Origin of the sequence: Brevibacterium antiquum CNRZ 918 (assembly GCF_900169145.1) — a bacterium.
GTDB classification, from domain to species: Bacteria; Actinomycetota; Actinomycetes; order Actinomycetales; family Brevibacteriaceae; genus Brevibacterium; species Brevibacterium koreense.
This window is the reverse complement of sequence record NZ_FXZD01000006.1, coordinates 216,938-236,979: the sequence shown is the minus strand read 5'-3', so window position 1 is coordinate 236,979 and position 20,042 is coordinate 216,938. Positions and strand designations below refer to the sequence as shown.

The window sequence follows — 20,042 nt, the reverse complement described above, 5'->3', positions numbered from 1 at the left end:
ACCAGCTGGATGAAGACATACCCACTTGCGCATCGCCCGAATATCATGTTGCACCTCAGTCTCGCCTCATTGCTTTCGCTGACCAGTCTCACCGGCTGCATTTCCGGCTCGTACCCAGATAGCGCCGATGCTGGAACAGTCAGCACACCAAGTCGCGTCTCCGACCTGACCTACCCGATTACAATCTCCCACCGAGGCGGCGCCGACGTCTACCCGGAAGAGTCCATGGAAGGATTCACCGCCTCGGCGAAGGACGGATTCCTCCCCGAGATGGACATCCAATTCCTCTCCGACGGCACCCCCGTCCTCATCCACGACGACACCGCCGACCGGACCCTCAACGGAGCCAGCGGAAAGATCCGCGACCTCACCCTCGACGAGTGGGACTCCGCAACGATCAAGAACCCCACCGGCGGACCCGAAGCAGAAACGGTCACCCTCGACGAACTGCTCGACGAGCTCGGCGGCGACGTCGTCATGGTGCCCGAGATCAAACCCGGAGCCACCTCGGCGGAAGTGAATCAAGTCCTCGACGAATTCGACGAACGCGGACTTACCGACTCACTCATCGTCCAATCCTTCGACTTCGAAGCAGCAAAGACCATCGCCGCACGCGGCTACTCCTCGCTCTACCTCACGGAAGCAACACTGCCGAAGGAGTCGACCAATGAGATCACCGATGCCGGCATCGAATGGGTGGGACCGAGCTTCAAACTGCCGAACCAGGATCTGCGCACCCTCATCAATGCAGGTCTCAAAGTCGTGCCCTACACAATGCCCACGGCAGGGGATGGACACCGTCTCCCCCACGGCGTCGCCGGTTTCTTCACCAACGATGCCTGGACGACCTGACCACATCGAAGCGGGACCTGTCGGATCAAGAGCTCAGTCGGCCGTGACCTGATTCCGAGCAGCTGACATCATTCGTCTGCTCTCATTCTGCTGTTCACTTTCGGTCCTCCGGGAGCTTACTCGGCGACCGTAGCGTCGCGGTCGTGACTTCTACCAATTCAAAAATGTTCCGTCCACGTCCCGCTTCGATCGTCTCGGCTGCAGCACTCTCAATAGCTGTCATCGCCGGTACTGCAGCCGCACCGGCGACTGCTTCCCTCGGACCGATTTCTGCCGGTCCGGCTCACCCCTCCCCTGCCGCTCCGGATCGTGTGTCGGACCTGACGTACCCGACGACGATCTCCCACCGAGGTGGCGCCGCGGTCTACCCGGAGGAATCCATGGAAGGATTCACCGCCTCGGTGAAGGACGGGTTCCTGCCCGAGATGGACATTCAGTTCCTCGAAGACGGCACCCCCGTCCTCATCCACGACGACACAGCCGATCGGACGCTCAACGGGGTCAGCGGACCGATCCGCGACCTCAGCCTCGAGGAGTGGAATTCAGCGACGATCAAGAGCCCCACCGGCGGGAAAGAGGCGGCCACGGTCACTCTCGACGAGGCGCTCGACGAACTCGGCGGGGAGGTCGTCATGGTGCCCGAGATCAAGCCCGGGGCCACCTCGGCGGAGGTTGATCAGGTCCTCGACGAATTCGACGAACGCGACCTTTCGGACTCGCTCATCGTCCAGTCCTTCGACTTCGAGGCAGCGAAGACGATCGCGAAGCGCGGGTACACCTCCCTCTACCTCATGGGCGCGACTCTGCCGAAGCAGTCGTTCGACGAGATCTCCGACGCGGGCATCGAATGGGTCGGCCCCAGCAAGAATCTGCCGACTCGGGACCTGCGCAAGCTCGACAAGGCAGGCTTCCACGTGGCCCCCTACACCCTCAAGACGTCGAAGGACGGGCACCGCCTGCCCGGCTGGATCGACGGCTACTTCACGGATGACGCCTGGACGAAATAGCGGGCAACGTCCTCGGCACCCAAGCAGAGCGATTCGCTCCGCTTGGGTGCCGAGATTTAGTCGGGACCATAATCTAGTCGTGAACGCCGTGCCTGCGGACGAAATCTGAGTCCCTATTGATGCCCAGCGGTGGTGAGTCGAATAGAATCGGTTCGTCACAAATTTCTCTCCTGAGGAATTGCAGTGACCGTCCAACGCAGCGATGCCGTACAAGCGACCGTGACGGGCCTCAACAAGGAAGTGGATTCCTCGTCATGCCGCGCGGCGTCCTCGGCAATGAAGTGACGTTCTTGGCGTGTTCGCAGAAGAACATCGCCGTCGCGCACATTCAAGCAGATGACAATCACGGTCATATGCACACGCGAAGGGCCCGCATCGCATGCGTCAATCTCCGACCACAGTTAAGGAGCACAATCTATGAACACTCCCGTTAAAGTCGCCGTCACCGGTGCTGCCGGTCAGATCGGCTACAGTCTCCTCTTCCGCATTGCCAGCGGCGCGCTCTTCGGCCCCGACACTCCAGTTCAACTGCGCTTGTTGGAAATCACACCAGCACTGACCGCCCTCGAGGGCGTGGTCATGGAACTCGAGGACTGTGCCTTCCCCACTCTCAACTCAGTCGAAATCGGCGATTCGGCCGAGCACATCTTCGACGGAGTCAACCTCGCCCTACTCGTCGGCGCTCGACCCCGGTCTGAGGGCATGGAGCGCAGCGACCTCCTCGAAGCCAATGGTGCGATCTTCACCGCCCAAGGCAAGGCGCTCAATAAAGTCGCCGCCGACGATGTGCGTATCGGAGTCACCGGGAATCCGGCCAACACCAATGCGCTGATCGCAATGAGCAATGCGCCCGATGTCCCCGCCGAACGTTTCAGCGCGCTGACCCGCTTAGACCACAATCGCGCCCTCGCACAGTTGGCAAAAAAGGCCGCAGTATCGGTCGCCGATATATCCAGGATGACGATCTGGGGCAATCACTCAGCCACGCAGTATCCCGACATCTACCACGCAGAAATCGGCGGAAGGAATGCCGCCGAGGTCATCGGCGACCAGTCCTGGGTCGAAAACGATCTCATCCCCACGGTTTCCGGGCGCGGTGCCGCAATCATCGAAGCGCGGGGGTCCTCCTCAGCGGCGTCCGCTGCCGCGGCGACAATCGACGCCGCCCATGACTGGCTGCACGGCACCCCCGAAGGCGACTGGGCCTCGATGGCTGTGGTCTCCGATGGCTCCTATGGGGTGCCCGAGGGACTGATCTGCTCCTATCCCGTGACGACGTCAGACGGGAACTGGGAGATCGTGCAGGGACTGGAGATCAACGACTTCAGCCGCAGGATGATCGACGCCACCACGGCTGAGCTCGCCGAGGAGCGTGAGGCCGTGACTGGTCTCGGCCTGATCTGAGATCGCGTCCCCGGGGTGCTGATATTCTCGAAAGTCTGATGCCCCGTTGACCGAAGGTACCCATGAGCGCCGAGAATGTCCTGCCGCCTGCGGCTGACCCGAGTGTTGAGTACATGGGCGCGCTCATTCGCAGGCTGCGGGAATCGGCCGGGATGACCTTGACTGACCTCAGCCGCGTGGCTGGGGTCAGTCAGGGCCTGCTGAGTCAGATCGAACGTGGGCGCGGCAATCCCGCTTATCTCACGCTGCTCAAGATCGCCAAGGCCTTTGATGTGCCAGTCGGACGCTTCTTCGACTCGGGCGAGGAACCTGCCGACAATCGCGTGGTCCGCGCCGATGGCCGCCGGCAGCTGCAGGTCACCGATCGTGGACTCGTCTATGAGCTGCTGACTCCGACGATGAACGGCGCACTGCTGGTGCTCAAGGTGCGGATCCCGTCGGGGTACTCCAACGAGTCAGTGCCCTTCACCCACCATCGCGCCGAGGAATGCCTGTTCGTCCTCGAGGGCACCTGCTATTTCCAGATCGGCGACGACGGGTACACGCTCGCAGCCGGTGACAGCATCACCTACTGGGGAGACCAACCGCACTGGTTCCGTGTCCTCGGTGACGCCGAGGTGGTCCTCATCGCCACGATGACTCCCCCGGTATTCTGAGGCCAGGCTTCAGTCGTTCTTCTTCGTCTGCCTGCTGCTTTCGCGTTCGAGAGCGTCAATGAGTTCGTTCTTGCTCATCTTCGAACGTCCCGGGATCTTCAGCCGAGTCGCCTGCTGGTACAGGTGGTCCTTCGTCGCATTCGCGTCCACCCCACCAGCGGTTGGGCGGTCAGTGTTCTTTCCGCCCTTGGCCTGCGCGTCGGATGGTCCAGATGTTGATTTCGGCTCCCACTTGTCGCCGACCTTCTCGTGGGTGTGCTTCAGCGCGTCGTAGGCCACCCGGTGAGCGCGCTCTTCGTCGTCGTATTCCTCCATTGCGGAGTCATAGGCTTTGGCGAAGGTGCGCTGAGCCTTGGCATCGGAGTGTCGCAAGGTCGCCGGGAGCTCTGACTTCTTCGGTACTCCGGCACTGCTGAGTTTCGGCATGGTGACCACATCTCCTCACATTCGTGGAGTTCACGGTTACCCCGACGGTAACGCAGATCACCATCGAGTGTCAGGAACCGTGCCGCACATCATCGGCGTCGATATCGCCGCGCCCCACTATCGCGGGTGTGCTGAGACCGACTGAAATGACTCCGGGGCCAGTGACTCTTGTCCGCCGTTGAGCAGGGGCGTACGTTTGACGCACGACGACACCGCTGCACACGAATACCGGCGCACCAGCGCAGGGTCTGACACCGAACTCGGCTCATTGCAGCACCACGCTGACGCAGAAGGGATCCGCCATGGATGAGGAGACGTTTGACGACCTGATGGTGTCCACGGATGCCGCTCTGATCGTAGTGACCACCACTGCAGAGAACGAACGTGCAGGTTGCTTGGTGGGATTCCACTCGCAGTCGAGCATGTCTCCTCAGCAGTACGGTTTCTGGCTGTCGAAGGCCAACCACACCTATCAGGTGAGTCTGCGGGCCACCCATTTCGCGATTCACTTCCTCACTGCCTCAGATCTCGCCATGGCGCAGCGCTTCGGTGCCCGATCTGGTGAGGACACTGACAAGTTCCGCGGTCTCGATACCCACTCCACCGAGCAGGGGGTGCCATTGCTCAGTGCTCTGCCCAATCGGATAGTCGTCGAGCGCATCGCCATGCTCGACGACGGAGGGGACCACGCGAGCATCACCGCGCGGGTGATCTCGAGTGAGACCACAGGACCCTTCGCGCCCCTGCGGCTGTCCCACATCGGCGACCTCTCTGCAGGCCGCGACAATGACTCACGAGCGATCGATCCTAAGTCAGGCGGTTGACCAGGTCGCTGCGGGAGTGGGGCCAGTCTTCAGCCAGGATGGCCCGAGCAGTGTCCAGACCGCCGTCCAGATTCACCAGGAGCACGCCTTGCACCCGGTCCTCGTCGTTCAGGTAGTAGACCACGCCCTCCGTCTGCGGTTTCTGCCAGTCCTCGATCGTCTGCAGGTCTGAACTCAGCGTCCCCACCGCCTGATAGCCGAAGTCGAAGACGTTGGTGTAGAAATACGGTGTGTGCGTGTAGGTCTCGTCGCTTCCTGCCATGATCCGTCCGGCTGTGTTGCCCATCTGGGTCGCATTGTCCACGTGCTCGACGCGTTGGCGGCCGAGGATCCGGTCAGGGTAATGGGCAACATCACCGGCTGCATAGATGTCAGAGTGAGAGGTCTGCAAGGACTCGTCGACCGTGATTCCATCATCGGTGGCGATTCCTGCCTTCTCTGCCAGATCGGTTGACGGATCGATTCCCAGGCCCACAACGACAGCATCGAACTCGTGAGTGCCCTCGCCGTAGTCCAGTGCAACATGCCGGCCCTCGTCACGGCCACCGGACACCTTGGTGCCGGGGACCAGAGTCACTCCCTGGCCGCGATAGAGCTGGTGAAAATGATCGGCGAGATCGGGCGGGAAGACGGAACCGCACAGAGTCTCATCGTCGAACAGAAGCGTCGTGTTCGTCTTGTTCTGCACCAATGCCGCTGCCAGCTCAGTGCCGATGAACCCGCCTCCGATCACGGCAACATTGAGATTCCTTCCGGTGAACTCACGCAGGCGACGATAATCATCGAACCTGCGGAAATAGACGACACGCTCGCCTTCCGCAAGGTCAATCTGCTTCGGTTGCCCACCGGTGACGAAGAGCAGCTTCTCGAACCTGTACTCTCCGTCCGAGGCCGTCACTGTCTTTGCCTTAGGGTCAACGCTGGTCGCTTCAGTGCCCAAATGGAGCTGAGCCCAGGTGTCGGCAACGGTCGCCAGGTAGTTGTCGTCCTGTCCGAAGCTCGGGTCTGTCCACAGCTTCTTACTCAGGGCAGGTCGTGTGTATGGTTCATCGACATCGTTGCTGATGATCGCGATGGAACCGTCAGCATCGAGCTCCCGTATGCCACGGGCAGCTGCGTCAGCGGCCATTCCTCCGCCGAGGATCAGATAGCGAAAATCCTGCATGATTCAGACTCCTTCTCATATCGTCTACCGCGTGCCCGTGGTCACAACATTCAGATTGTGGCGACTGATCCGGCATCGACGCGATAGTTGGAACCGTTGACGAAGCTGGCGGCGTCGGAGCACAGGAACGCGATGACATGAGCCACCTCTTCCGGTCTGCCCCTCCGGCCAAGCTCCATGAAGGGCCGTTCTTCGCGCAGGAACGACGCAATCGCCTCATCGAAGGACACTCCCAACGATTGGGCACGTTTACTCATCATTTCGTCGGTCATCGGGGTCTCGATGAATGCCGGCGACACTGTGTTCACGAGCAGCCCCTCAGAGGCGTAGGTGCGGGAGAGACCCTTGGCCAGGGAGAGAAGTCCTGCTTTGGCAGCGCAGTACGGCAGCTCGTCGTCATAGGGTTGGACCGCGTCCTCGGAGGAGACGAATACGATCCGCCCCCAGCCGCCGCGCCTCAGGCCCGGGAGGAAAGCCCGCGTGACACGCACGGGCCCCATCAGGTCGACATCGATTGTATGGTCCCATCCCTCTTGGCTGATCTCGTGGAACAGACCACCTTCACCATGGACCCCGGCAACATTGATGAGGATGTCGAGGTCGCCGACTTCATCCTCCACTTTCTGCGCAAGTCTCTCGACGGCTGCAGGATCAGTGACATCGGCGGCAATGGCGTGTGGGCGGTTTTCGGAACCCGGCAGCTGTTGGACTGCGTGATGGAGTTTGTCCGGTTCACGGTCAGTCATGACGACTGTGGCACCTTCAGCCAACAGCAGTTGTGCCGTGGCGAATCCGATGCCTGAATCGGCGCCGGTGACCAGTGCTTTGCGTCCGCGAATGTTGAGATCCATAGTGTCTCCTTTCAGAGCGTTGGCGTCCTGTTCGCCTCAAAGGTGGCCTCAGCTGAACAGACCGACGGCGTAGGCGACGAAGACCACGATGATGACGGCCAGTATTGCGCCGAGTCCGACGACCACCCACTTCGTCCGCGGAGGTCTCCTATCGGGTGCGTGTGGCGGTGATGCCGTGGCCGAGTTGGATTCCGGTGGCGTGGCGCCGGGTTGGACACTGCCTCCCCCATCAAGATCGGGATCACCTGAGGGGTCCGGATCAAGGTTGGGGTTGCCAGTGGTGTGCTTCGATGAGTCTGGGATTCCGTCGTTTCTCGAATTCATTCGTATTCACATCCTCCGCTGTCGCTTCGCCGGCCGGGGCCGACAACGGTGTTGGCCGAGAACGGTCTGTCACGGCGTGGGCTGGCCCCCATTGACGTTGAGGGTCTCACCCAGGACGTAACTCGACTCCGCCGAGGTGAGGAACACATAAGCTGGCGCGAGTTCCGTCGGCTGACCGGCTCGCCCCAAGGGAGTGTTCTTCCCGAAATGGGGCAGTGCTTCCTTCGGCTGACCGTCAGAGACCTGGAGCGGTGTCCAGATCGGGCCGGGTGCGACCGCGTTGACCCGGATGCCGCGTGGAGCCAGCTGAGTGGCCAGTCCTTTGGTGAAGTTGTTGATCGCAGCTTTAGTCGACGCATAGTCCAGCAGGTGGGTCGACGGAGAATACGCTTGAACGGACGTTGAGTTCACAATCGTTGCGCCGGCGGGCAGATAACCCACTGCTGTCTTCGTCACGCGGAACATGGCGCGAATGTTGGTCTCGAAGGTATTGCCCCACTGCTCATCGGAGAGATCTTCGATCTCTTCGACCGCGATCTGGCGCCCCGCGTTATTCACCAAGGCGTCGAGTCCGCCCAGCCCGTCTGCCGCATCATGGACGACCTGCTGGCAGTAGTCGGGGTCGGCGAGGTTGCCAGGCAGTGGCACCGCTGTGCCGCCGGTCTCGCGGATGACGTCACAGACGTGGCGTGCGTCGTCCTCCTCAGCAGGAAGGTACGACAGGGCGACATCTGCTCCTTCGCGAGCGAACGCGATAGCGACTGCCGAGCCGATGCCGGAATCGGCACCGGTGATCAGCGCCTTGCGCCCCTTGAGCCGACCAGTGCCGCGATAGCTCTGTTCGCCGCGGTCAGTGCCTGGAATCAGTTCGACTTCCAGGCCCGGCTCAGGCTGGTCCTGTTTGGGTGGAGAGATGTCCGGAAATCGTTTCACCGGATCCTGGAAAGTCAGTTGGTCGCTCATGAGCTGTGGCTCCTTTCAACTGGTGGTCGATTCGCTTCGGCTGGCCAGGGTCTGTTGAGAGATAAGCCGCCTGTTGAGAGATGAGCTGGTCAGTAATGCGCTGGCGGGTCGCTCGCGGGAAAAGACTCGTCTTCCCATTCATCAACCAACTCATCATCGTGTTCTTTAGTGGAGTGATCTGTTCCGGGCGTTTCAGCAACATCGTGCGGCGCTTCATCGGGAACAGTGTTGAGGGTCTCCTCCATGCTCTCGGCATCTCGATCATTCGTCATCGTCGCCTCTTTTCACTGATGCCGCATCCGCGATCATCAGACTCATTGCGATCTTGGTCAGCACGGTGCTCTCTGAAGCTTCCGTACTGTCCCGGTGCCGTCACATTAACAGTCTCCTCGGAGTCTCGTAACCCCCGTTGTGACCGACGTGGCCTGCGGGAGAACATGCTCGGCCCCTCCTGGCTCAGGCGGTGACCTCCTCCGGGTCGATGTCCTCGCGGAGTCCGCGCCATACGGGATGACGCAGACGACCAGCCTCGGTGATACCTCCGTATCGGACCTCACCGACGAGGCTGGGCCGCACCCAGTTCGCATCACGTGACTCGGCGGCAGGAACATCCAGGGAAGGTGTCTTCCGGCTCAGGCGATCGAGCTGTGCCCGCAGAGCCTGCAGCTGGTGGTCGTCGAAGCCGGTGCCCACACGACCCAGATAGACCAGACCGTCCTTTTCGTGGGCCGCCAGCAGCAGCGAAGAGAAGGTCTCGGAACGCTCCCCTTTGCCGGTGCGCCACCCGACGATGATCACGTCGCGAGTGGAGGTGTGTTTGAGTTTGGCCCAGGTGTGGGTTCGTCTGCCCGGCAGATAGGTGCTGTCGGTCTGCTTCGCCATGACTCCTTCGAGCTGGAGTTCACGACTGGCCTCCATCGCCTTGTCGACGGTTCCTTCGAAGGCCGCCGGCACATGGATGTGCTCACCCTCGGTGACCATGTCGAAGAGACGTTCACGTCGTCCGAGATACGGAGTCTTCAGTAGTGAAGCGCCATCAACGTTCAACACATCGAAGACCATCAGATACACCGGTGTGCGCTCACGTTCACGTTCAATGTCGCTCTCACGAGTCAGCCCCATCCTGCGTTGCAGCCGCCCGAAGTCGGGACGACTGCCGGGGCCCAGCGCAACGATCTCTGCGTCAAGGATGCAATCAGCGTCCACGCAGTCGGCGAGCTCGATGAGTTCGGGGTAGGCCTTCGTCATATCGTGACCATTGCGGCTGGTCAACGCGATCGACCCGGACGAATCATCGGTGCCGGCGCGCACGGAGGCGAGCGCACGGATGCCGTCCCACTTCATTTCGAATGCCCAGTCCTCGGCCTGTCGGCGAACGGAGGGAAGGCTTCCGATACTGGCCAGCATCGGTGCCATGTCAGTGGGCTGCGCATCAGTGGAACCGGTGCGCTCGGGGCCTGTGGATCCGTTTCGCTTGGAATCGGTGTGCTCAGTCGAAGCTTTGCCCCGCCTCGGCGAGTTCGTGGATGAGTTCGTGGATGAGTTCGTGGCTGAGTCCTTAGTCAGGTGGATCATCCAGTTCTTCTCGGGTTCCTTGTTCGGCCCGTGCTCGCCGGTATTGAACAGTGCGAATCGTCGTTCTCCCCCTAGCCCGCCGTCTTCGGCCCCATGGAGGACAGCGATGATCTCGCGACCCTCCTTCCACTTCTCGAGTTCGTAGGTCCCGGAGTCCCAGATCGTGACCTCGCCCGCACCGTACTGTCCCTTCTCGATCGTGCCTTCGAAGCTTCCGTATTCGAGCGGGTGGTCCTCGGTCTGGATGGCCAGATGATTGTGCTTCGGATCGGTGGGCGGTCCTTTCGGCAGTGCCCACGAGACCAGCACGCCGTCGTGTTCGAGTCGGAAGTCCCAGTGCAGTGTGCTGGCGTGATGTTCCTGGATGACGAAGGAGAGCTCGTCCCCGCTGGTGCCGTGGCTGTCGGGCACCGGTTCGCTGGTGTGCTTCGGGTCACGTTTGGACCGGTAGATGTCCAGGCGGTCGCGCGGCGCCTTCGATGAACTCGACGTTCCTTTCGTCGAAGCGGGTGCGTCTCCCGCCGAGGTGGGGGCCGGATTTGCTGAATCGCCGGCAGTCTGCGCCAACGGTTCGAGCAGATCGCCGTGGTCGTCGATCCGCTCAAGGACCTCCTCGAAGCGCAGCTGCTCGACAGCGGGCGGGTCGTCGAGTTCGTCCCAGGTCCGCGGTGTCGCGACTGTGGGGGTGAACCGGCCGCGCAGAGAATAGGGGGCCACTGTCGTCTTCGCCGCTGAGTTCTGGGACCAGTCGATGAGCACCTTGTTCTCTCGCAGCGTCTTCTTCATGGCTGAGACGACGAGGTCTTTGTGATCGGATTCGAGGCTGCGTGCCAACTCGTGGGCAACGTCGGAGATCTGTTGGCTTGAGGCCGATCCATCGAGCGGCGCATAGAGATGGATCCCCTTGGAGCCGCTGGTCACCGGGTAGGCGTCGAGTCCCATCCCGGTCAGCAGCTCCCTGACCAGCTGTGCGACCTCGATGCAGTCGGCCAGTTCGCGTCCTGGCCCGGGGTCGAGGTCGAAGACCATGCGGTCAGGATGCCGTGTCGTCGACTCGATGGTGCCGGGGTCAGATGCCCCCTTCGAGACCTGCCATTGCGGGATGTGGATCTCGAGTGAGGCCATCTGCGCAAGGTAGGTCAATGTCGCGCGGTCCTGGACCAGCGGGTACCTTTTGGATCCGGTGGAATGACGGATGGAACGGGAAGTGATCCACGATGGTGCGGAGTCCGGGAGGTTCTTCTCAAAGAACACGTCTCCTGGTTTCTGCGGTGTGCCGACACCGTCGACCCAACGTTTGCGGGTGGCAATGCGGTCATGGGCGTGCCGGATCAGGTGCTCGTGAATGCGAGCGTAGTAGTCGAGTACCTCGCCCTTGGTTGTGCCTGTCTCCGGATAGAAGACCTTGTCGAGATTGGTCAGCGTCAACCGATGCCCGTCGACGGTGACTTTCTGTTCCTGGCGTGGCATAGACACCTCCTGTGGTCTGTACGCTACCCGCTGACAGCAGAGTGCACGAGGGGGCACGGACGAGAGCGAGGCCAGGACCACCTCGGCGCTGGAGCCCTTCCAGGTCGGACGGGCCAGCAGGGCCAGTCGACGGGGGTAGCCAAGGTGCTGAGACTGAGTTTCAATGGAGGTATGAGAGCCATTTGGACCGGATCGATTGCGTTTGGTCTCGTCAACGTGCCGGTGAAGCTGTACTCGGCCACCGAGAACCACGATGTCAATATGCACCAGGTGCATGAGAAGGACGGCGGACGCATCCGCAATCAACACCGTTGTCAGGAGTGCGGGAAAGTCGTTGAGTTCGACGACATGGTCAAGGCCTACGACGACGGCGACAACCGCGTGATTCTCACGAAAGACGATTTCGAGGCCCTGCCCGCCGATGAGAATGACGACCTTGACGTCCTCCAGTTCGTGCCCAACGATCAGATCGACCCGATCATGTTGGAGAAGTCGTACTTCTTGGAGCCGACATCGAAGACACCGAAGGCCTACCTGCTGCTGCGCCAGACCCTTGAGGACACCGACCGCACGGCAATCGTGAAGATCACTCTGCGCACCCGCACACGACTGGCGATCCTGCGAGTCAGCGGAAAGGTGCTCATGATCCAGACGCTGCGGTGGGCCGATGAGATCAGGGACGTGGACTTCAAAGGTGTGAGCTCCCGTGCAAAGATCTCCGACAAGGAACTGGAGATGTCGGCCAAGCTCGTCGAATCCTACTCGGAGGACTTCACCCCTGAGGAATTCACCGACGACTACCAGCAAGAGTTGGCTAAGCTAATCGATGCGAAGATCGAATCAGGCGAGACCCTCGACGTGGCGAAAGCCTTCGGCGACGAAGAAGACGAGGAAGACGAGGAAGAGCCAAGCGGTGATGTCATAGACCTGATGGAAGCACTGCAGAAGTCGGTTGATCGCTCACGGTCGTCGAAGAAGAAGGCCGCGAAGAAGACTGGCAAGAAGGCCACGTCGAAGAAGACGAACACTGGATGACCCCCTCACCAGAACATGAAAGAATCATGCCTCAGCCGTGTGGCTTTGACTCACCGGCTTCCTGCTTCGCCGAGTTCATTCCGGCAACTAGATCAATCTGCAGCGGGTTGACCTCAGCAGAGGCAATGAGGAGCCGACCGAGGGCCTCTGCTGCCTGAACGGCGATGGCACGCCGGAGCCGCAAAGCATCGTCTCGGCACCAGATTCGGCCAGGCTAGGAGGCCGGACTGCCCTCGATCTTCGAGAGTGCTCGCTTCCGGCTGAACCGCTTCTCGCTCTTGTCGATCAGATGGGTGCCGACGAGGTCGCCGGTGATATTGAGCCCCGTCGCCCCCATTCCCAATATCACGTCGACGCCGGCAACCAAGGCCACAGTTTCCATCGGCAACCCAGCTTGCTTCAGCAGGATCGTCAATCCGATGAGTCCGGCGCCGGGAACTCCCGCTGTGCCGATTGAGACAAATGTGGCGGTGAGGACAATGACGCCAAGTTCAAGCATGGACATGTCGCGTCCAACGATATTGGCCGCCAGCACCACCGAAGCTCCCAGGCGGATGACTGCACCATCCATGTTGATGGTCGCTCCCAGTGGGACCACGAAACTCGCGACCTCGTCCAGGATGCCTGCACTCTTCGTCGCCTTCAGCGATACCGGGATAGTGCCCGAACTGCTCTGAGTGGTGAAGGCAGTGACCATTGGCTCACGGGCGGTGCGGAAGAAACCGCCGATCGGAACTCGATAGATGAGCAGCAAGGGAATGTAGATCAGGAGAATCTGTGCAGCCAGGCCTGCATAGATGACCCCGGTCAGTTTTCCCAGCGCGGCAAGTGCATCAAAACCTTGGTTGCCGATATCGCTTGCAACGAGAGCAAAGACACCGACCGGCGCGTACTGGAGTATTCCGCCGAGGATGCGGAAGGTCATTTCCTTGCCGCCCAGCACGATTTTGTACAGCAGAGTTCCGAAGCCCGAGATCGTCGAATCGGAGGAGCGGCGCATCCCCGCCAACGTGAGGCCAACGACCATTGACACGAAGATCAGCGCGAGAATATTGCCGTCGGCCAAGGCCTGGAAGATGTTCTCAGGAAATATTCCGACGAGCTGGTCGATGAACGACGGCGGGTCGGGCGTCTCGCCACCGCTCTCGGGGCTTTGCAGTCCAGTCCCAGGGTTCACCAGGAGCGCGAGAGCCAAGCTGATGACGACGGCGGCAATGGTGGTCACCAGATAGAAGACGAAGGTTTTGGAGGCGACCCTGACAAGCCTTCCCGACTGTGTGCTGTTGACCGCGTCGATCAGCGTCAACATGATGATGGGGATGACGACCAGCTGCAGGAGGTTCAGCAGGATGTCACCAATTGGTGAGAGCACTTGCGCCTGCTGCCCGAACAGCAGCGCAACGATCAGCCCAAGGACGAAGCCGATCGTCATCTTCACAAAGAGTGATGTATCCCGGTAACGGTGCCAGATGCGCTTGAGGATCTGTGACATATTCTAAAGCTCCGTACTCGGAGTTCCAGCACCGAGGTGTCGCACAGCTTCGCAGCAGAATCGTGAAACGCTCGGCACCGAAAGGGACGTCGGTGCCGCTTCTGCAGTCACGCCCATTCGATGCTCCTTCGAAGATGAGTGCTCACCTCGCAGCTGGAGATGGTGGCATTGCGGCCCGCACTGATACTGGTCGGCGCTCACTCTAACGCACATGTATCGGACTCCTGTTCCGTCTCAACGGTCTCCTGCTTCGCTGAGTCGCTTGCCTCAGCCAGATAACCCTGCGGCGAATCGGCCTCTGCCAGGGCCGTGAGAAACCGGATGACGGTCTCTCGTTCGACACCGTCAAGTGCGGCGGCGGCATCGAACCTGCGGGAGTGCTGGCGACCGATCGTCTCACGGGCAACGCGGGCTGTCGCCGCTGTCACCTCGAGACATATTGTGCGCCGGTCGCTGGGGTGCGCCACGCGGACCAGGTGGCCGTTGACTTCGAGGCGTCGGACCAGCTTCGTCGTGGAGGCACTGGAGATCCCGACCTCGCGGGCAATGTCCTTCGGTGTGACGACACGACCCCTTTGCTGGGCGCGGATGAGCATCCTAATCGTGCGCATGTCACTTTCATTGAGCCGCATGTAGCGGCGGGAGACCTCGGAGAGTGCACGGTCCGCCTCACGCCATCGACGCAAAGACTCCATGACCTTCTGACACTGATCGATCTCAGCCTGCGACAGATGAGAACGCTCAGAGAATTCCGAATCGTTCACAACATGCTCGATATCTGAATCAGATGCGATTCCTGTCTTGATGGTCGCCACAAAAAACAGCATAGCGTTGCTATGCTGGGTTTAACGCTCGCCTGGCTAACGAAAGTGAGTTCCAACAGTGGAAATGGTTGTTCTCGTCGACCACCTCGGAGATCCCATCGGTGTCCAGAGCAAGGCAGACGTCCATGGTCAGTCCACCCCTCGGCACCTGGCTTTCTCTTGCCATGTCGTCGACGAGCGCGGTCGCCTCCTGGTCACCCGGCGTGCGCTTACGAAGAAGACGTGGCCGGGAGTCTGGACGAACTCATTCTGCGGCCATCCCGGACCCGGTGAGAGCCTCGAAGACGCGGTCCGTCGTCGCGCCGGCTTCGAACTCGGACTGACTGTCGATGACATCACCTGCGCGATTGCCGACTTCGGCTACGTTGCCCGTGATGCTACGGGAATCCAGGAGAACGAGCACTGTCCTGTCTTCATCGCCCGAGCCGTATCGGACTTGACGCCGAACCCCGCCGAGGTGGCCCAGACTCAGTGGACGAGCGCCTCAGAGCTGCGGTCAGCGATCGACGCGGCCCCCTGGGCATTCAGCCCCTGGCTGGTCGAGCACTTCCCCCAGCTGGCGCCGCACCTCGCCGGCCACATCGTCGAAGCAGGAGACGATGACTGACTCGGCCAACCCCATCGATGACATCGCCTTCTCATTCGAGGACAGGCTCACCCAGGTCCTGGCGGACGGGCAGAGGCGCTCTCGCGCCTTCTCCTCACAATACGCCCAGCTCTGGGAGTCACTGGCGCACATGACCACGGGCGGAAAGTTGATCCGCCCGCGACTGCTCATCGAAGCACACCGCGCGCTGGGCGGCACCGACGAGCGGGCAGCCGTTGACGCGGCCTGCGCCATGCAGATGCTCCACATCGCCCTGGTCATCCACGATGATGTGATCGACAACGACACCATCCGTCGCGGCGAGGCCAACATCTCCGGAGAGTTCGCCTCCGAGGCCCTGGCCCGCGGGGCTGTGGCCAGTGAGGCCGATGCCTGGGGAGACACAACATCGATTCTCGCCGGTGACCTCATGCTCACTCTCGCCCACTCCCTCCTCGCCCGACTCGATGTCGACGAGACCAAACGCCGAGCCGTCCTCGACATCTTCGACGACACGGTGTTCGAAAGCGCCGCTGGCGAACACGCAGACGTGTGGCTGAGCATGCATCTCGAAGAAGCGAGATCACATGATGTTCTGGCCATGATCGACCAGAAGACCGCCGTTTATTCGTTTCAGGCACCACTGCTCATCGCCGCCGTTCTGGCCGGAGCCGACAGGAGCCTCATCGACGAACTGGCCGCCATCTCCAGGCAGATCGGTGTGATCTACCAGCTGCGCGACGACGTCCTCGGCCTCTTCGGTGACGAACGAAAGACGGGAAAGTCCAATCTCAGCGACCTCCGTGAAGGCAAGGAGACTCTTCTGGTTACGTTTGCTCGCTCCGATCCGGCCTGGGCCGAGGTCCGCTCCCTCTTCGGAGACGCGATGTTGAGCATTGCCGACGGTAATCGGCTGCGCAGTGTCATCGAGGAATCAGGCGCACTCATGCTCGTGGAGTCGATGATCACACAACGCATTGAGAACCTGCACCGACTCATTCGCGAGGCTGCTCTGCCGACAGCATTGAGCAATCACCTCACCCAGCTCACCGCCGAGTGCAACTCCCGAAGTGCATGAAGCCATTGTCCAAGCGCAGAGCAATCAGAGATGACGAGAACACCGGACCACCTGTCGACTATGACGGACAGATGTGGAGAATCCGCTCCTTTGATGCGGCCAGGGCAGTGTTGCGCGCACGCGATCAGACCACCCAAGCCGGATTCACCGCCGAGAAGATTCCACGAGGCTACTTTCGCCATCACCCGATCCTGATCTCTGACGGTGAAGATCACGATGCCCAGCGCCGAGAAGTCGCTCGGTTCTTCGCCCCTTCGGTGGTCGCGGAAAAGTATGGAGATTTCATCAACGACCGCGCTCAAGCGGTCGTTGACAACGCGGTCATGGACGGCAGATGCCGCCTTGACGAGGTGGCACTGCACTATTCGGTCGACGTCACAGCCACGGTGGTGGGTCTGACCGAATCCTCCATCGAGGGCATGGCCAAACGTCTGGTCGGGTTCTTCAGACAGCCCCCTGTCGACCTTGCCGCCCCGGCGATGGGACGCACGCGCCGACAATGGATGCAGGCGGCGATCAACGGCCTCATTCCCATCGTCTCCTTCTACTGTGCAGATGTGCGGCCGGCGATTCGGTCCCGCCGCAGACGAGAACGCAATGACGTCCTGTCCCATCTGCTGACCGCCGGTTACGGCACCGCCGACATCCTCGTCGAATGCGTCACCTATGGCACAGCGGGCATGGTCACCACCCGCGAATTCATCACCATGGCATGTTGGCATCTGCTGACGAACGCCGAGTTGGGTCGCGAATACGTCGAGGCCGCACTGCCGGCCAGGCTGGAGATACTCGAGGAGATCATCCGACTCGACCCGGTCGTCGGCCATCTCTACCGTCGGGCCCAGGCCGATATCGACATCTTGGACAACAGCGGCTCGTTCACCATCTCCGAGGGTGATTTGATCGACGTCTGCGTCCGGCAGACCAATACCGACCCTCAGGTGATGGGGCCGGACCCGGAGACGATCTGCCCCGGTCGCGGCCTGAACCGAGCAACGCCTGCGGCGGGAATGAGCTTCAGCGACGGAGCACACAAATGCCCCGGCCAGGCATTGGCTCTCTACGAGACCGATGCCCTGGTGCACAAGCTCCTCGCCCATCGACCTCGCATCCTCAAAGAGCCCACCATCAGTTGGGACAACGTCATCGAAGGCTACCGGCTGCGCGGCCTGGACCTGAGCCTGATGGCCCCATCACGGCCAGCGAGCGTCAGCAGGCCAAATCCCCCACCCACCAGATCACGGCTGCAGACTGCCGATTCGCACCCATCGATGAGAATGACGATATGAGCTCCTTCGAATACCTCCTGCTGATGGGCGCGTGCCTGCTGATCACGCTTCCCCTCGAACTGCTGTTCTCCGCCCGGATCTATCGTCGCCCCAAGCTCCTCCTCGGATCTCTCATCCCAGTCGTCATCGTCTTCTCACTCTGGGACATCGTCGCCATCGGCCGGGACCACTGGACATACAATCCGCAGTTCGTCACCGGCATCCACTTCGGCAACCTGCCTCTGGAGGAGCTCGTCTTCTTCGTCGTCATCCCGGTCTGTGCCCTGCTCAGCTACGAGGCAGTGGGCACCGTGCTCAGGTTCTTTGCCAAAAAGAGCAGAAAGGCCACAGCAGACGATGCCTGAGTACACAATCATGACGATCCTCGGAATGATCGTCGTCATCGGTCTCGAGGTGTTCGTCTTCCGCAGCGGCATCTTCCGACGGACGCAGTACTGGGCCGCGCTGGCCATCTGTCTGGCCTTCCAGTGCCTGGTCGATGGGTGGCTGACCAAACTCAGTGACCCCATCGTCAGGTACAACCCGTCGCAGTTCCTGAACCTGCGTTTCCCCTGGGACATCCCGATCGAAGACTTCGGATTCGGGTTCGCCATGATCACATCTGTGCTCATGCTGTGGCAGTGGCAACTCAACCGATCGCGCAAGGACACCCAATGACACAGAGACACCGGCCCAGAGATCGCTTCGCCGAGAGAATCCAGGGCCCGCAGGGACGGCCGCGACTGCTGCGACCCAAACGGGTCACCATCATCGGCGCCGGCATCGCCGGACTGGCTGCAGCCGCGATCCTGGCCGAACACGGCGCCGAGGTCACGGTCATCGAGAAGAACGACTACCTCGGCGGCCGCGTGGGTGCCTGGCCGGTCGACGACGAACGGACCATGAGCCGAGGATTCCACGCCTTCTTCCGGCAGTACTACAACCTGCGCGACCTGCTCAGCCGCGCAGATCCCGAACGTGAATGCCTGCGGCCCGTCGACGACTACCCGCTCATCCATCGCCGAGGCTCGATGGACACATTCGCCTCAATCCCCCGCACCCCGCCGTTCAATCTCCTCGGGTTCGTCTGGCAGAGCCCCACCTTCCCAATCAGAGGACTCCGTGACGTCGATATCGCTGCCGCAGTCGAACTCATCGACGTCGAGTTCCCCGCAACGTACAGCTACTATGACGGCGAATCTGCCGCCGACTTCCTCGACCGGTTGCGCTTTCCCGACGAAGCCCGCCATCTGGCGCTCGAAGTCTTCGCCCGCTCCTTCTTCGCCGACCCGACAGAGTTCTCTGCGGGTGAGCTCGTGGCCATGTTCCACACCTACTTCACCGGTTCAGCGGAAGGGCTGCTCTTCGACGTCCCTGTCGATGACTACGACACAGCTCTCTGGGCACCGTTGGGTGACTACCTCAGGTCACTGGGAGTCACGATCGAGACGGGAACGACCGTGACCTCGATCGAACTCGCCGAGTCCGGATGGACGACCACGACCGGGGAAGCGAACCTGGAAAGTGATGCCGTCGTGCTCGCAGTCGATCCCGCCGCGGCCCGTGATCTGCTCAGCGCAAGCCATGACTCGCTCGTGGACAGCGCGCCTGCGGCCCAACGGTGGATGGAGACGATCGGCTCACAGACCAACGCTCCTGCGTTCGCAGTGCTGCGACTGTGGCTCGGCGCGCCCGTGGCCGACCACCGACCGGCCTTCCTGGGGACAAGCGGGTACGACCTCCTCGACAACGTGTCCGTGCTTGAACGCTTCGAGGCCGGAGCCACAGCGTGGTCCGAATCCCACCACGGCTCGGTCCTCGAACTCCACGCTTATGCCCTCGAAGGCGAATCACACGACACCGAGCGTGGGAGGACGGACATCGTTGCGCGGCTGCTGACGGATCTGCATCACGTCTACCCCGAGACCGCAGCCCTGACCATCGTGGACCAGGAGCTGCTCATCGAAGCAGACTGCGGGCTCACTGACACCCGCCCGTGGGAGGACAGGCCCGAGCCGTCCACCCCGATCCCCGGGCTGGTGGTCGCCGGAGACTATGTGCGCTGCAACATCCCGGTGGCCTTGATGGAACGCGCAGCCACGACCGGCTATCTGGCGGCCAACCACCTGCTCTCGACCTGGAGGGTCGAGGGGACAGACCTGTGGTCACCACCGACTCGAGGCCTGCTTCGGCGTGGAGTGCTCGGACGCATCAGGAGTCGTCGATGACCAAGTCCCATCGA

The 20,042-nt window shown here is 61.3% G+C and carries 22 protein-coding genes; 12 read left to right on the top strand and 10 right to left on the bottom strand.

Translation table 11 applies throughout. The features are described 5' to 3' along the window. Positions 1-45: 45 nt before the first annotated feature. Together BANT918_RS10630 and BANT918_RS10625 are read left to right on the top strand one after the other, a co-directional pair. Positions 46-852, top strand: coding sequence for a glycerophosphodiester phosphodiesterase (locus tag BANT918_RS10630; protein WP_233430444.1), 807 nt, complete (start codon positions 46-48; stop codon positions 850-852). Positions 853-1,016: 164 nt separating this feature from the next. Beyond that, positions 1,017-1,859, top strand: a complete 843-nt coding sequence (locus tag BANT918_RS10625) for a glycerophosphodiester phosphodiesterase (RefSeq protein WP_101620207.1) — start codon at positions 1,017-1,019, stop codon at positions 1,857-1,859. Between the two features lie 155 nt (positions 1,860-2,014). Here the strand turns inward: BANT918_RS10625 and BANT918_RS17240 are convergent, their stop codons facing one another. Further along, positions 2,015-2,212, bottom strand: coding sequence for a hypothetical protein (locus BANT918_RS17240; protein WP_127362329.1), 198 nt, complete (start codon positions 2,210-2,212; stop codon positions 2,015-2,017). 64 nt (positions 2,213-2,276) lie between these two features. On the opposite strand from BANT918_RS17240, the gene BANT918_RS10620 reads away from it, so the two are divergent. Then, entirely contained in the window at positions 2,277-3,263 is a 987-nt protein-coding gene (locus BANT918_RS10620; protein WP_069600771.1) for a malate dehydrogenase, read from the top strand. A 62-nt stretch (positions 3,264-3,325) separates the two neighbouring features. Then, positions 3,326-3,919 (top strand): helix-turn-helix domain-containing protein, encoded by a 594-nt coding sequence (locus tag BANT918_RS10615; protein ID WP_101620206.1) that lies wholly within the window; start codon positions 3,326-3,328, stop codon positions 3,917-3,919. Positions 3,920-3,928: 9 nt separating this feature from the next. Here BANT918_RS10615 and BANT918_RS10610 read toward each other — a convergent pair whose 3' ends face one another. Continuing rightward, on the bottom strand, positions 3,929-4,345 hold the full coding sequence (locus BANT918_RS10610; protein WP_069601425.1) for a ChaB family protein: 417 nt from the start codon (positions 4,343-4,345) through the stop codon (positions 3,929-3,931). Positions 4,346-4,647: 302 nt separating this feature from the next. Here BANT918_RS10610 and BANT918_RS10605 point away from each other — a divergent pair, with 302 nt between their 5' ends. Next, positions 4,648-5,169 carry a flavin reductase family protein gene (locus tag BANT918_RS10605; protein ID WP_101620205.1) on the top strand — a complete coding sequence of 174 codons (522 nt, stop codon included), beginning with the start codon at positions 4,648-4,650 and terminating at the stop codon, positions 5,167-5,169. Here BANT918_RS10605 and BANT918_RS10600 read toward each other — a convergent pair. The 6 genes from BANT918_RS10600 to BANT918_RS10575 all read right to left on the bottom strand — a co-directional run bounded on the left by BANT918_RS10600 (position 5,153) and on the right by BANT918_RS10575 (position 11,517). Then, positions 5,153-6,334 (bottom strand): NAD(P)/FAD-dependent oxidoreductase, encoded by a 1,182-nt coding sequence (locus BANT918_RS10600; protein WP_101620204.1) that lies wholly within the window; start codon positions 6,332-6,334, stop codon positions 5,153-5,155. The two genes, BANT918_RS10605 and BANT918_RS10600, sit on opposite strands and share 17 nt — an antisense overlap. 50 nt (positions 6,335-6,384) lie before the next feature. Next, positions 6,385-7,185 carry an SDR family NAD(P)-dependent oxidoreductase gene (locus BANT918_RS10595; protein WP_101620203.1) on the bottom strand — a complete coding sequence of 267 codons (801 nt, stop codon included), beginning with the start codon at positions 7,183-7,185 and terminating at the stop codon, positions 6,385-6,387. A gap of 48 nt (positions 7,186-7,233) precedes the next feature. Next, the gene (locus tag BANT918_RS10590; protein ID WP_101620202.1) at positions 7,234-7,509 is read right to left on the bottom strand and encodes a DUF6480 family protein; all 276 of its coding nucleotides are present in this window, start codon (positions 7,507-7,509) and stop codon (positions 7,234-7,236) included. Positions 7,510-7,578: 69 nt separating this feature from the next. After that, positions 7,579-8,472 (bottom strand): SDR family oxidoreductase, encoded by an 894-nt coding sequence (locus BANT918_RS10585; protein WP_101620201.1) that lies wholly within the window; start codon positions 8,470-8,472, stop codon positions 7,579-7,581. A gap of 89 nt (positions 8,473-8,561) precedes the next feature. Continuing rightward, complete coding sequence (locus BANT918_RS10580; RefSeq protein ID WP_101584734.1) at positions 8,562-8,744, bottom strand: hypothetical protein; 183 nt, start codon at positions 8,742-8,744, stop codon at positions 8,562-8,564. 184 nt (positions 8,745-8,928) lie between these two features. After that, a complete protein-coding gene (locus tag BANT918_RS10575; RefSeq protein WP_101620200.1) occupies positions 8,929-11,517 on the bottom strand; it encodes an ATP-dependent DNA ligase in 2,589 nt (862 codons plus the stop codon). Between the two features lie 171 nt (positions 11,518-11,688). Here BANT918_RS10575 and BANT918_RS10570 point away from each other — a divergent pair, with 171 nt between their 5' ends. After that, positions 11,689-12,552 (top strand): Ku protein, encoded by an 864-nt coding sequence (locus BANT918_RS10570; RefSeq protein WP_167389441.1) that lies wholly within the window; start codon positions 11,689-11,691, stop codon positions 12,550-12,552. Positions 12,553-12,766: 214 nt separating this feature from the next. Here the strand turns inward: BANT918_RS10570 and BANT918_RS10565 are convergent, their stop codons facing one another. Beyond that, entirely contained in the window at positions 12,767-14,044 is a 1,278-nt protein-coding gene (locus BANT918_RS10565; protein WP_101620199.1) for a dicarboxylate/amino acid:cation symporter, read from the bottom strand. 197 nt (positions 14,045-14,241) lie between these two features. Beyond that, entirely contained in the window at positions 14,242-14,739 is a 498-nt protein-coding gene (locus tag BANT918_RS10560; RefSeq protein ID WP_233429355.1) for a MarR family winged helix-turn-helix transcriptional regulator, read from the bottom strand. A 193-nt stretch (positions 14,740-14,932) separates the two neighbouring features. On the opposite strand from BANT918_RS10560, the gene idi reads away from it, so the two are divergent. The 6 genes from idi to BANT918_RS10530 are packed head-to-tail and all read left to right on the top strand — an operon-like array spanning position 14,933 to position 20,028. Next, a complete protein-coding gene (gene idi, locus BANT918_RS10555; protein WP_101620197.1) occupies positions 14,933-15,475 on the top strand; it encodes an isopentenyl-diphosphate Delta-isomerase in 543 nt (180 codons plus the stop codon). Then, positions 15,468-16,532, top strand: coding sequence for a polyprenyl synthetase family protein (locus tag BANT918_RS10550; RefSeq protein WP_101620196.1), 1,065 nt, complete (start codon positions 15,468-15,470; stop codon positions 16,530-16,532). The genes idi and BANT918_RS10550 overlap by 8 nt, the downstream gene beginning before the upstream one ends. After that, positions 16,529-17,821 carry a cytochrome P450 gene (locus tag BANT918_RS10545; RefSeq protein ID WP_233430443.1) on the top strand — a complete coding sequence of 431 codons (1,293 nt, stop codon included), beginning with the start codon at positions 16,529-16,531 and terminating at the stop codon, positions 17,819-17,821. The genes BANT918_RS10550 and BANT918_RS10545 overlap by 4 nt, the downstream gene beginning before the upstream one ends. Next, the gene (locus tag BANT918_RS10540) at positions 17,818-18,165 is read left to right on the top strand and encodes a lycopene cyclase domain-containing protein (protein ID WP_101620195.1); all 348 of its coding nucleotides are present in this window, start codon (positions 17,818-17,820) and stop codon (positions 18,163-18,165) included. Before BANT918_RS10545 ends, BANT918_RS10540 begins: the two co-directional genes overlap by 4 nt. Then, positions 18,158-18,478 carry a lycopene cyclase domain-containing protein gene (locus BANT918_RS10535; protein ID WP_101620194.1) on the top strand — a complete coding sequence of 107 codons (321 nt, stop codon included), beginning with the start codon at positions 18,158-18,160 and terminating at the stop codon, positions 18,476-18,478. The genes BANT918_RS10540 and BANT918_RS10535 overlap by 8 nt, the downstream gene beginning before the upstream one ends. Continuing rightward, entirely contained in the window at positions 18,475-20,028 is a 1,554-nt protein-coding gene (locus BANT918_RS10530; protein WP_101620193.1) for an FAD-dependent oxidoreductase, read from the top strand. The genes BANT918_RS10535 and BANT918_RS10530 overlap by 4 nt, the downstream gene beginning before the upstream one ends. The last annotated feature ends 14 nt before the right edge of the window (positions 20,029-20,042 follow it).